At 64.7% G+C, this 12,306-nt stretch carries 9 protein-coding genes; 2 read left to right on the forward strand and 7 right to left on the reverse strand.

What is annotated here, in order from left to right:
* Window position 1: 1 nt before the first annotated feature.
* On the forward strand, window positions 2–337 hold the full coding sequence (locus DQW77_RS12435; RefSeq protein WP_113258554.1) for a multidrug efflux SMR transporter: 336 nt from the start codon (window positions 2–4) through the stop codon (window positions 335–337).
* A gap of 119 nt (window positions 338–456) precedes the next feature.
* Here the strand turns inward: DQW77_RS12435 and DQW77_RS12440 are convergent, their stop codons facing one another.
* Window positions 457–1,329: an NAD(P)-dependent oxidoreductase gene (locus DQW77_RS12440; protein ID WP_113258555.1), complete on the reverse strand. Its 873-nt coding sequence runs from the start codon at window positions 1,327–1,329 to the stop codon at window positions 457–459.
* An 88-nt stretch (window positions 1,330–1,417) separates the two neighbouring features.
* Between DQW77_RS12440 and DQW77_RS12445 the strand changes: the two genes are divergently transcribed.
* Window positions 1,418–3,904, forward strand: a complete 2,487-nt coding sequence (locus tag DQW77_RS12445; protein ID WP_113258556.1) for a penicillin acylase family protein — start codon at window positions 1,418–1,420, stop codon at window positions 3,902–3,904.
* Window positions 3,905–3,972: 68 nt separating this feature from the next.
* Here the strand turns inward: DQW77_RS12445 and hflX are convergent, their stop codons facing one another.
* From hflX to DQW77_RS12475, 6 genes are all read right to left on the reverse strand, one after another.
* The gene (gene hflX, locus DQW77_RS12450; RefSeq protein WP_258523852.1) at window positions 3,973–5,247 is read right to left on the reverse strand and encodes a GTPase HflX; all 1,275 of its coding nucleotides are present in this window, start codon (window positions 5,245–5,247) and stop codon (window positions 3,973–3,975) included.
* The gene (hfq, locus tag DQW77_RS12455; protein WP_113258579.1) at window positions 5,244–5,483 is read right to left on the reverse strand and encodes an RNA chaperone Hfq; all 240 of its coding nucleotides are present in this window, start codon (window positions 5,481–5,483) and stop codon (window positions 5,244–5,246) included. Before hfq ends, hflX begins: the two co-directional genes overlap by 4 nt.
* A gap of 139 nt (window positions 5,484–5,622) precedes the next feature.
* The gene (locus DQW77_RS12460) at window positions 5,623–7,143 is read right to left on the reverse strand and encodes a TrkH family potassium uptake protein (RefSeq protein ID WP_113258557.1); all 1,521 of its coding nucleotides are present in this window, start codon (window positions 7,141–7,143) and stop codon (window positions 5,623–5,625) included.
* Window positions 7,144–7,147: 4 nt separating this feature from the next.
* Window positions 7,148–8,524, reverse strand: a complete 1,377-nt coding sequence (trkA, locus tag DQW77_RS12465; protein ID WP_113258558.1) for a Trk system potassium transporter TrkA — start codon at window positions 8,522–8,524, stop codon at window positions 7,148–7,150.
* 82 nt (window positions 8,525–8,606) lie between these two features.
* Complete coding sequence (locus tag DQW77_RS12470; RefSeq protein ID WP_113258559.1) at window positions 8,607–9,989, reverse strand: sigma-54 dependent transcriptional regulator; 1,383 nt, start codon at window positions 9,987–9,989, stop codon at window positions 8,607–8,609.
* Window positions 9,986–12,262, reverse strand: a complete 2,277-nt coding sequence (locus tag DQW77_RS12475; protein WP_113258580.1) for a PAS domain-containing sensor histidine kinase — start codon at window positions 12,260–12,262, stop codon at window positions 9,986–9,988. Before DQW77_RS12475 ends, DQW77_RS12470 begins: the two co-directional genes overlap by 4 nt.
* Between the last annotated feature and the right edge of the window lie 44 nt (window positions 12,263–12,306).

The following is a 12,306-nucleotide window of genomic DNA, read 5'->3' on the forward strand; positions in this document are numbered from 1 at the left end:
AATGGGCAAGGCTTATCTGTTCCTGCTGATCGCTGTCCTGTTCGAGGGGCTGGGCTCTGTGTCCCTTCAGGCCAGTCAGCAATTCACACGCTTCTGGCCCTCGGCCGGCGTGGTCTTCGGTTTCGGCATGGCATTCTACCTGTTCACGATCGTCCTGAGATACATGCCCCTGGGCGTCACCTACGCGATATGGTCGGGCCTTGGCATTTGTCTGACGGCCCTGCTGGGATGGCTGTTCTTCAAGCAGAACGTGGATTTTCCGGCGATCATCGGGATGGCCATGATCATCGCCGGAATCATCGTGATCAACGTGTTCTCCAGCACCGCAACCCACTGAGCCCGCCTGCCGCGGCCGGACATGCCGTCATAGGCTGGACGCCCGTCAAGACAATCACGGACCGCCGAATGTCCGGGCAGGTCTGCAATCGCGGGTAATCCCGCACCTCGGGACCGCCCTCAGCCCAGGGCGCGCAGGCGTTTGATCAGGCTGGACGTGTCCCAGCGATTGCCGCCCAGCTTCTGCACATCCTTGTAGAACTGGTCCACAAGCGCGGTGACCGGCAGGCTGGCGCCGTTCTCGTTGGCGGTGCGCAGGCAGATATCAAGATCCTTTCGCATCCAGTCGACCGCGAAACCGTGATCGAAATGATCGTCCAGCATCGTCTCGTACCGGTTTGACATCTGCCAACTTCCGGCCGCGCCCTGGCTTATCACCTCGACCACCGCGCGCCCGTCGAGGCCGGCCTTCTCGGCGAAATGCAGTGCCTCGGACAGGCCCTGCACCAGCCCGGCAATGGCGATCTGGTTGCACATCTTGGTCATCTGTCCCGCGCCGGGACCGCCGATACGCCGGCACATCTTGGAATAGATCTGCATGATCGGCTCTGCAGCGGCATAGGCATCGGGTTCGCCGCCGCACATGATCGACAGTTGCGCGTTCTCCGCACCCGCCTGTCCACCGGAAATCGGCGCGTCGACATAGCCCAGCCCGGCGGCGCCGGCTTCGGCGTGAAGCTCGGCGGTGACAGCCGCCGAAACCGTGGTGTGATCGACGAATACCGCGCCGTCCGCCATCCCGGCAAACGCCCCGGTGTCGCCTGTGCAGACTCCGCGCAGATCGTCATCATTGCCGACACAGGCCATCACGAACTCCGCGCCCCGCGCGGCCTCACGCGGGGTTGCGGCCATGGTTCCACCGTGCTCGGCCACCCACTTCTCCGCCTTTGTCCCGGTGCGGTTGTACACGCGGACCTCGTGACCGGCCTGTTGCAGATGACCGGCCATCGGATACCCCATGACTCCCAGTCCGAGAAATGCCAGTTTCGTCATCGTTGACCCCCTTGCCATTGTGTTGTCCCGGATTTCTGACTATCCCGGCCGGGGATGCAAGCACAAACGGGGCGTGGCACGGGCAGGTATGACAGGGCTGTTCAAATGGTTGCTGCGACTGGCCGTCGCGATGGTCATCCTTTGCATGGTGGCAGGCATCGCCGTCTACGTCCTGCTGTCGCGGTCTCTGCCCGATTACGACAAGACGATGCAGGTCTCGGGGCTGGACGCGCCAGTCGAGATCGTGCGCGACAACGCCAATGTGCCGCATGTCTTCGGCGAATCCGACGCCGCGGTGTTCTTCGGACTGGGCTATGCCCACGCTCAGGATCGGCTGTGGCAGATGACGATGCTCCGGCGGACCGCGCAAGGGCGCCTGTCAGAAGTGTTCGGCGCCCGCACTGTCGAGATTGACAAGCTTATGCGCCGGTTCGACATCTACGGCGCGGCGCGGGATTCGGTGGCGGCGCAGGACGCCCCCACGACAACAGCCTTGCAAGCCTACGCGAAGGGGGTGAACGCGCGTATCGCGGAGATCAACGCGCAGTCGCTCGGTCGCGGGGCGCCCGAAATGTTCATGTTCGATGCGCCGTTCTCGCCGTGGCAACCGGCGGATTCAATCGCCATCGTCAAGGTCATGGCGGTGCAACTTTCACAACATCTTTCCAAGGAGGTGCTGCGCGCCCGCGTGTCGCTGGCGCTGGATGATCCCGCCCGCCTGAAGGATATCCTGCCCGACGCGCCCGGCAGCGGCATCGCCGCACTTCCTGATTTCGCCGAACTTCTGCCCGACGGGGCGGAGCTGCCGCGCCACGCCGCAGCCGGCGACACCGCCGGGGACGGGGCGCGCGATCCGCTTTCGCCTTTCCTGCCGCCGCCACTGGCCGGTGCCTCCAACGCCTTCGCCGCGGCGCCCGAACGGTCGGCTTCGGGGGGGACGCTTCTGGCCAACGATCCCCACCTGAATTTCGCCGCACCGGGCGTGTGGTACCTGGCACGGCTGGAGCTTGACACGGGCGGAGTGATCGGCGGCACCATCCCCGGCATTCCCGCGGTGCTGACCGGTCGCGGGTCCAGACTGGGCTGGGGGCTGACCTCGGCCTACATGGACGATCAGGATTTGCATATCGAACAGATCAATCCCGACAATCCGACCGAATACCGCACGCCCGACGGCTTCCGCCACTTCCGGACGCGGCGCTCGATCATCCGCATCAAGGATGCGGACCCGATCACGCTCACGCTGCGATGGACCGAAAACGGGCCGGTCCTGCCCGGTTCGCATCAGGATGTCGGGTCGGTAACGCCCAAGGGTCATGTCACCAGTCTGTCCTGGACAGCGCTGGACCGTGCCGACACCACGATGAGCGCGGGCATGGCCCTGATGCGGGCCGACACGGTGCCCGAAGCCATCGCGGCCACCGAAAACTACGTTGCCCCGGCCCAGAATCTGATGCTGGTCGATGACGATATAATCGCCATGAAGACCATCGGCGCCATGCCACGGCGCGATGCGGGCCATGAAAGCAGGGGCCGGATGCCCAGTCGTGGCTGGATTCCCGAAAACCGGTGGCAGGGGCGTTACAGCGCCTCGGCCAACCCCGAATTCGTCGCGCCCCGGGGCGGCATCCTCGGCAACACGAACAACAAGGTGGTCGACCGGCCCTTCCCGCTCCATGTCAGCCACGACTGGGGCGACACGCAACGCATAAACCGCTGGCGCAAACTGATGCAGGACCGCGAGGTTCACACCCGCGACAGCTTCATCGAGGCGCAACTCGACACGGTCAGTTTCACCGCGCGCTCGATCCTGCCCCTGATCGGTGCGGACCTCTGGTTCACCGGCGATGCCGCGCCCGAGGGGACGGCCGAACGCCAGCGCCAGCGCGCCCTTGATCTGTTGGCCGACTGGAACGGAGAGATGAACGAACACCTCCCCGAGCCCATGATCTACGCCGCATGGCTCAGGGCCTTGCAGACGCGGCTTGCCAAGGATGAACTGGGACCGCTGGCGGCGGAATTCACCCATCCCGATCCGGTCTTCATCGAACGGGTCTACCGCGACGTGGATGGCGCGGGCGCCTGGTGCGACGTTCGACAATCCGCACCGGTGGAAACCTGTACTGAAATCGCCCGGCTGGCCCTGGACGACGCCCTGGTCTGGATCGGTGAAACCTACGGTACCGCGCTGGAAAGCCTGCGATGGGGTGATGCGCATCAGGCCACGCATGATCACCAGGTTCTGGGTGACGTGCCCCTGCTGCGCTATTTCGTCAACATCCGGCAATCCACCTCGGGAGGCGACAACACCCTCATGCGCGGACGGACACGGGGCACGGGGCCGCACCCGTTCCGCAACGTGCACGGGGCCGGGTATCGCGGAGTTTACGATTTTGCCGATCCCGACAGTTCCGTGTTCATCATATCGACGGGCCAATCCGGTCATTTCCTGTCGCGCCATTACGATGATCTGGCCCAACTCTGGCGGCGCGGCGAATATATTCCGATGTCGCTCGATCCCGAGCTCGCGCGCGCCGCCGCTGTCGGGGTCACGACACTCACACCGGCGCGATAGCTTCACCCGGCCGGCGTTCCCGGCGCTTTGCGCCTGTCGCCGACCCGGCCGCGGATATGGCCGGCATCCTACAACTCGCGGAAGCGGGCGGCCTGTTTTTCGGTCCAGCGCACCGTCATCTCGAAGCCGGCCTCGCCCTGCGCCTCGTCCTCCACGACACCCTGCTCATGAAGCCATGCACGGCGGCGGCCCTCCGAAAACGGGAGCAGCAACGTTTCGCACCGCCGCTCCCCTTCAAGCGCCCGCGCCATGGCCTCCAGCAAGGGCGTCATCCCTTCCCCGTCAAGCGCCGAAACGGGATATACCCGGTCTTCCCGCGCGGCGCGCGTCCGCAAGGCACTGGCCTCCGGACCGGGTAGATTGTCCATCTTGTTCCATACTTCAAGAATGGGCGTTTCGCCCTTCACGCCAAGATTCTCCAGGATCGCCACGACATCGCGTGCCTGTGCCTCGGTTTCGGGATGCGAGATGTCGCGCACATGCACGATCAGATCCGCCGCCAGGACCTCTTCCAGCGTGGCGCGAAAGGCCGCCACCAGTTCGGTCGGCAGGTCAGAGATGAAGCCCACCGTATCGCTGAGGATGACATCCAGACCGTTGGCCAGCCGGACCGCCCGCATGGTCGGGTCGAGAGTGGCGAACAGCATGTCCCTGACCATCACTTCCGCTCCGGTCAGGCGGTTGAAAAGCGTCGATTTTCCGGCGTTTGTATAGCCTACCATGGCAACGATCGGATAGGGAACCTTGGCGCGGGACGCGCGATGCAGTTCGCGCGTCTTGACCACCTTGTCCAACTGTTTGCGCAGTCGTACCAGTTGCGCGTCGATGGCACGCCGGTCGGCCTCTATCTGCGTTTCGCCGGGGCCACCCACGAATCCGAGCCCGCCGCGCTGCCGTTCGAGATGGGTCCAGGCCCGCACCAGGCGGGTGCGCTGATAGGACAGCGCCGCCATCTCGACCTGAAGCACACCCTCGCGGGTCGCGGCCCGGTCGCTGAAAATTTCCAGAATCAGGCCGGTGCGGTCCAGCAGCTTGATTCCCCATTCGCGCTCCAGGTTGCGCTGCTGAACAGGGCTGACCGGCCCGTCCACCAGCACAAGGTCGATTCCGTCCTCCCTGAACCGCTCTCCCAACTCGGCGATCCGGCCCTTGCCGAACAGGGTGCCGGGATGGGGTCGCGGCAGGCGCACCGCCTCGGCTCCCTGCACGGATATGCCGGGCAGCGCCCGTGCCAGCGATACAGCTTCCTCAAGGGCGCGGTCAGGGTCCCGCGAAGTTTCGGCGGAAGGGATGTCCGGATGCAGAACCCAGGCACGGGTCACTGCGGTGTCTTCATCCGTCAAGAGGCGTCGTCACCATCATACAGGTTGAGAGGCTGCGACGGCATGATCGTCGATACGGCATGCTTGTAAACAAGCTGGGATTGTCCATCGCGGCGCAGGAGGATGCAGAAATTGTCGAACCAGGTGATCACGCCCTGAAGTTTCACGCCATTGATCAGGAAAACCGTGACCGGCGTTTTCGTCTTGCGCACCTGGTTGAGAAAAGCGTCCTGCAGGTTCTGTCGGTCGGATGCCATGTTTCCACGTCGCCTTTTTATTGTGTTCTTTTCGGGCCGCACAGCGCGCGCGTAGCGCGTCAATTTGATTATGTAGTGACAAGGTCAGGGTTTCCACCCCAAATTTCAACCCTTTGGACGGGCGGCAGGCGCGATCATGTCAATCTCGCCACAGCCCGGGATTGAAAAGCGCGATGATCGCCAGGGTCTCGAGACGGCCAAGCATCATCGCCACGCAATAGACCAGCTTCGCCGCCGCGCCCATTTCCACCAGCGCGATCGGCGCATCCCCGGCGCTGGCCGTGAGCGGCCCGGTCGTCGACAGGGCGGAAATCGAGAGAATGATGGATTCCTCGAAACTCATCCCCAGCAGCGCCAGCACGACGGTGATGACCGCCAGCGACAGCGCGAAGAGCATGAAGAAGATCCACGCCACGAAAGCCCCCTGCCGCCGTATGCGCCGGCTGCGCGCGCCGGCCCGCCCCACCGAGGAGGGATGGACCAACCGCTCCATCTCGCGCTGACCGTTGAGATAAAGCGCATAGACACGAAGAAGCTTCACCCCACCGGCGGTTGTGGCAACGCCGCCCCCCACAAGCGACAGCCCCAGAAGGATCAGCCCCGGCGTTCCCAGCCCGGACCAGTCTCGCGCCGCGTCCCAGTGGGCACTCTCGAACCCGGTGGTCGAGAGGAACGACAGGACGTTGAACAGGCCCCCCCACAACGCGTGAAGCGCTTTCGCGCCCTCTTCGCCATCGGCCAGTTCCAGGGCCCCGAACCAATGGCGCGCGAAGATCAGCAACGGCACCCCGATCACCAGAAGCATGCCCAGACGGAACTCGGGATCGTTGTGCAGGCCCGGGCGCGCGGTCGTGATCGTGTCGGAGGAAAATGTCAGCCGCGACAATGCAAAGAGAAGAAACAGGAAGATCACGACCTCTCCGGAGAAACCCGAAGTCGCGTTTTCAACCCCGCCAACAGGCGAGATTCCGCTTGTCGCGAGCGTGGACATCGCGTGGACTGCCGCGACCAGCGGCCGGTCCCCGCCCACCACCAGCATGAGCCACAAGGCCAGCGTCAGCCCGAAATAGATCGGCGCCAGGGTCCGGGTGATCTGCACCAGCCGCTTGGCGGAATTGGCGCGCTCGAAGCGGTCGAGACGCGTGTCGCCTTGCCCCGGATCGGCGGTCGAGGTGACCTCGAACCCGCCCAGGTTCAGCGGCGCGAGCACCGAGGACGCGGCGACCCAGATCAGCAGCCCGCCGAGCCAGCCGACCATGCCGCGCCACAGGTGGAGGCTGTCCACCAGCCGCCCGGGCTTTTCGAACAGCGTCGCGCCGGTGGTTGTGATCGCCGACACCATCTCGAAATAGGCGTTGAGAAAACTGGTGGTTCCAAGCCCCTCGTAAAAGGGCACCGCCAGGAAGATCGGCAACGCGGAATACGCCAGCGCCAGGGAAAGAAGATTGGACAGGTCACTCGTATCGCGGACCGGCCGGTTGCTCATGGCCAACGCGATCAGCGCGACAAGCGACAACCCCAGAAGACCGGAATACGCGAAGCTGCGCGCGACGGTATGATCCTCCTGCACCAGCGCGAGAATGGCCGGCACGAACATCGACAGGGCTGCCAGCGCGGACAGGACCAGTACAAGCGGGAAACGCAGGACACCGGCGGCCATCGGATCAGAAGAAATCGATCGAGACCTGCAGCAGGCGCTCGACGCGGCCCACCTCGGAGGCCATGGCGAAGATGACCACCACATCGCCCTCCTCGATACGCAGGCCACCTGTGGGTTTACGGATTTCCCCGCCCTTCAGGACGGCCCCGACAAGCACGCCTTCGGGAAAGTCTATGTCACGGATGGCGCGCCCGGCGATCGAGGAGGTGGACATCACCTGCGCCTCGATCACCTCGGCCTCGGCATCCCCGATCGAATAGACGCCGCGCACCCGTCCGTGGCGGATATGGCGCAGGATCGAACTGACGGTCGTGGCGCGCGGGTTGATATAGGCGTCGATGCCCATCGGCTCCAGCAGCGGCACCAGGGTCGGATCGTTGACCAGCGATATCGCCATCGAGCATCCTTCGGATTTCGCCCGCACCGCCGCCAGCAGGTTGGTCTTGTCATCATCGGTCACTGCCAGCACCGCGTCGGCCCGCTCTATGCCCGCCTCGCGCAACAGGGTGCTGTCAAGCGCGTCGCCGTTCAGGACGATTGTCCTCTCCAGCGCATCGGCGGCCCGTTCGGCCACCGCCCTGTTGCGCTCGATCACCTTGGTGCGCAAACGCCGCCCCTTCTCTTCCAGGCGCCGCGCCACCGCGAGGCCCACATTGCCGCCTCCCAGGATCACGATACGCTCCTGCGGGCGCGCGCTCTTGCCGAACACTTCGAGGGTGCGCGGAATATCCTCGTTCGGGGCAAAGACATAACATTCATCCCCCACGAAAAGCTGATCGCCCGATTCCGGCGCGAACAGCCGCCCGTCACGGCGCACCCCCAGGACCACCACCCGCAATGTCGAGAAAAGGTCACTGAGCTGTCGCAACGGGGTGTTGACCACCGGGCAGTCCTCGTCGAGGCGCAGGCCCATGAGTTGCGCCTGCCCGCCGAAGAACTTCTCGGTATCGAAGGCGGCGGGTGCCGCAAGGCGCTGGATCGCCGCCTCGGCAACCTCGCGCTCGGGGCTTATCACCACGTCGATCGGCATGTGATCGCGCCTGTAGAGATCGGAATAGATGGCGTCGAGGTAGGATTGGCTGCGCAGCCGGGCGATCTTGCGCCGGATCGCGAAAACCGAATGCGCCACCTGGCAGGTCACCATGTTGACCTCGTCGGAGTGGGTGGCGGCGATGATCATGTCGGCATCCCGCGCGCCCGCCCGGTCCAGGACATCCGGATAACTGGCGAACCCCGCCAACCCCTGCACATCGAGGGTTTCGGCGGCACGCCGCACCAGATCGGCATTGTTGTCCACCACCGTGACGTCGTTCTTTTCGCCCGACAGATGACGGGCGATCTGCCAGCCGACCTGACCCGCCCCGCAGATGATGACCTTCATGGCCTCTTCGCCTCCGGCCCGTTCCGGTCTATCTCAATGGCAGAGGGGTGTGGACGGGTCAATTCAAATATCGGACCCGGGCTCAGGCGCCACGCGCGCCGGTTACCACCCCAAGCGACTTCAGCTTGCGGTGCAGCGCGCTGCGCTCCATTCCCACGAATTCCGCGGTGCGGCTGATATTGCCGCCAAAACGGTTGATCTGGGTCATCAGATACTCGCGCTCGAAGGCTTCCCGTGCCTCGCGCAGTGGCAACGTCGCCAGCGCCCCGGACAGCACCACACGGCCCTCGTCCGGCTCCGCCTCGGGTTCGCCCGGCAACTCCCGTGCGTCGATCTCCCCGCTTCCCTCGCCGAGGATCAGCACCCGTTCTATCATGTTGCGCAACTGACGCACGTTGCCCGGCCAGCGCATTGTCTGCAGGAGGGCATTCGCCTCGTTGCTCAGGGGGCGCGGCGGCAAGCCCTGCGTCTTGTTCAGCATCTCGATGAAATAGGCCGCCAGAAGCGGGATGTCCTCGCGCCGCTCCTCCAGTGACGGCACCATGATCGGCACCACGTTGAGCCGGTGATAGAGTTCGCGGCGAAACCGGTCCGCGGCGATTTCGGCCTCCAGATCCCTGTTGGTGGACGAGATCACCCGCAAATCCACCTCGACCTTTTCACTGCCGCCGACCCGCATGAATGTCTGGTCCACCAGGACCCTCAGGATCTTGGATTGCGTGCCCGGCGGCATGTCCGCCACCTCGTCGAAATAGACCACGCCGCCATTGGCTTCTTCCAGAAGCCCGGGTTCGACACCGCGTTCCTCGCTCTCGCGGCCGAACAGGACCTCCTCCATGCGATCCGGCTCGATCGAGGCGCAGCCGACGGTCACGAAGGGCGCTTCCGCCCGTTGCGAATTGGCGTGGATGTAACGCGCGGCAAGCTCCTTGCCCGATCCGGCAGGCCCCGAAAGCATCACCCGCCCATTGGAGCGCGTGACCTTCTCCAGCTGCCCCACCAGGGCCCGGAAGGCCGAGCTTTCACCGAGCATTTCCGCGGGGCCCGTCTCGCGCCGCTTGAGCGCCTGGTTCTCCCGCCTCAGCCGCGAGGTCTCCATGCTGCGGCGGATCACCACCAGAAGCTGGTCGATGTTGAACGGCTTCTCGATGAAGTCATAGGCGCCTTGCTTGATCGCAGCGACGGCGATCTCGATGTTGCCATGTCCCGAAATGATCACCACCGGCACATCCGGATAGTCGCGCTTGACGATCTTGAGAATGTCGATGCCGTCCATCTGGCTGTCCTTGAGCCAGATATCGAGGATCAGCAGGGCCGGCGGCTGATCCGCGATGGCGCTCATGCATTCCTCGGACGTGCCGGCCAGCCGGGTGGCAAACCCTTCGTCGCGCAGGATGTCCGCAATCAGTTCGCGAATATCACGCTCGTCGTCCACGATCAGGATATCGCCCGGATTCTGGTTCATACTGCCTCCTTGTCCTCGTCCTCTCGGTCGGCCGCGGGTTCACGAAGGTGCAGCCGCACGACCGCCATCGCGCCCCGATGGGCCCCTTCCGCGAAGGGCGGCGCGTCCTCCAGCACCAGCGTGCCGCCATGTTCCTCGATGATCTTGCGCACGATCGGCAGGCCCAGCCCGGTGCCGCTGGCGCGGGTGGTCACATAGGGTTCGAACAGGCGGGCACGATCCTCCGGCAGGCCAATGCCATTATCGGCGATGCGCAGTTCCGCCTGCCCGTTCACGACAGCGCAGGAAATCCGGATCTCGGGCTGGAATCCCTCGGGCGACTTACCTTTTTCCTTAATTGTCTCAATTGCCTCTCCGGCATTCTTGATCAAGTTGGTGAGGGCCTGACTGATCATCGTGGCATCCACATCGGCCCATAACGGGGCGGTGCAGAAATCGGTCACGAAGCGAACCTCGGGCTGGCCCGATTCCTGCAGCGTGGCCGCCTCGCGCAGAAGTCGCGTCAGGCTTTCAGGCGCCTTTTCGGGTTCCGGCATGCGCGCAAACTTCGAGAATTCGTCCACGATCCGGCGCAGGTCATTGGTCTGCCGCACGATCACGTCGGTCAGATCGGCCAGATCGGCGGCGTCCGCCTCGTCCAGCTTGCGCGAGAACTTGCGCCGCGTGCGTTCCGCCGAAAGCTGGATCGGCGTCAGCGGATTCTTGATCTCGTGCGCGATCCGCCGCGCCACATCCCCCCATGCGGCCAGGCGTTGCGCACTGACCAGTTCGGTCACGTCGTCGAAGGCCACCACGTAGCCCTCGCGCCGGCCATCATCTCCGCGCCGCGTGGACATCCGCACCAGAAGATGCTCCAAGCGCCCGGCCCGCGTCACCTTCACCTCCTCCTGGAGAAACCCGGTGCCGCCGGACCGCAACCGATTGAACAAAGGACCGAATTCCGGAACTGCCACCGACAGTTCCAGCGATTGCTGCTGCTCCTCCTCCTCCCAGGCCAGAAGCCGCTCGGCGGCCCTGTTCACGAACGCCACACGGCCGCGCGCATCCAGTCCGACAACCCCGGAGGACACCGAGCCGAGAACCGAATCGAACAATCGACGGCGGCGCTCGATCTGTTCGGTATTGGCCAGCAGCGTGGCGCGCTGCGCCTTGAGCTGCCGGGTCATCTGGTTGAAATAGCTGCCCAGCATGGCGATCTCGTCTTCGCCCTGGTCCTCGCGCACCTGCACGTCCAGATCTCCCGATCCCACGCGCTGCGCCGCACTGGTCAGGCGCCCCACCGGACGCGAGAGACGTTCGGCAAACCACAGGCCCAGCCATATCGCTGCAAGGATGAGGATCACCGCGAAGCCGAGGTAAAGAAGCCCGAACTCGAACAGCACCCGGCCCCGGTCGCTTTCGCGCTGCTGGTAGAAGCGCGCCGTCTCCTGGGTTTCGTCCAGCAGGTTCAGGATGGCGCCATCGACGTTGCGGCTGACATAGAGAAGCCGGTCGGGGAACGCCTCCAGCGGCATCAGGGCGCGGAATTCGTTGTTGTCCCAGTCTTCGATCACCACAACGCCGTCCTCGATGGCGCGTTCGATCTGTGCGTCGCTCGGCGCCTCGTAGTCGAAGAGGTACGAACGTTCGCCGCGGGCACGGATCTCGCCGGTGCCGTCGATCACGAACGCCTCGCGCAGGCCACGCTGTATCTCGCGCTGTCCTTCCGACAACACCCGGCGGATGTCGCCATCGTCGATGAACACCGCGGCGCGCTTGGTGGCGTTGATGACCGAGGCCACGACCCGCGCGTCGGTGATCAGATCGCGGCGGTGTTCTTCCTCATAAGCCTTGGCGGCGGCCACGGAGTTGCTGACGACGCGCCCCACCCGGTCCGAGAACCACGCCTCGAGCCCCATGTTCACCGACAATGTGGCAAAAACCGCCACCGTCACCGTGGGCGCCAGCGCCATCACGGTGAAGACCCCGGTCAGCCGCAGATGCAGCCGCGATCCTGCCGAGCGTTTGCGCCGCGCCGCGATCATCTGGGCCACGCGCTGCAGCACCAGTGCCGCGATCACGATGACATAGACAAGGTCCGCCAGCAGCACCATGCGCAGGCCCTGCGACGCGCTGCCCTGGTCGAGCGGCCCCATGGCCAGGAATGTCAGAAGCGCCAGGACCGGGCCCAGAATCACCAGCCCCAAGGTCACCACGGTCTGGACGCGGCGCCGTTTGCGCAGCCGCAACAACCTTTCCCATGACAATCTGCGTGTTCCGGTTGCCACCGGCATCCCCCGCTCCTTTGTGGCGCCGCTCAAACGCACCGCAAGATACA

Origin of the sequence: Roseovarius sp. TE539, from assembly GCF_003298505.1 — a bacterium.
In the GTDB taxonomy this organism is placed as follows: Bacteria; Pseudomonadota; Alphaproteobacteria; order Rhodobacterales; family Rhodobacteraceae; genus Roseovarius.

Bases quoted from the DNA above. Each gene is read 5' to 3' on its own strand.
- DQW77_RS12445 (WP_113258556.1), top strand. From the start codon at position 1,418: ATGACAGGGCTGTTCAAATGGTTGCTGCGACTGGCCGTCGCGATGGTC.
- DQW77_RS12440 (WP_113258555.1), bottom strand. From the start codon at position 1,329: ATGACGAAACTGGCATTTCTCGGACTGGGAGTCATGGGGTATCCGATG.
- DQW77_RS12470 (WP_113258559.1), bottom strand. From the start codon at position 9,989: ATGAACCAGAATCCGGGCGATATCCTGATCGTGGACGACGAGCGTGAT.
- DQW77_RS12475 (WP_113258580.1), bottom strand. From the start codon at position 12,262: ATGCCGGTGGCAACCGGAACACGCAGATTGTCATGGGAAAGGTTGTTG.
- hfq (WP_113258579.1), bottom strand. From the start codon at position 5,483: ATGGCATCCGACCGACAGAACCTGCAGGACGCTTTTCTCAACCAGGTG.
- DQW77_RS12460 (WP_113258557.1), bottom strand. From the start codon at position 7,143: ATGGCCGCCGGTGTCCTGCGTTTCCCGCTTGTACTGGTCCTGTCCGCG.
- DQW77_RS12435 (WP_113258554.1), top strand. From the start codon at position 2: ATGGGCAAGGCTTATCTGTTCCTGCTGATCGCTGTCCTGTTCGAGGGG.
- trkA (WP_113258558.1), bottom strand. From the start codon at position 8,524: ATGAAGGTCATCATCTGCGGGGCGGGTCAGGTCGGCTGGCAGATCGCC.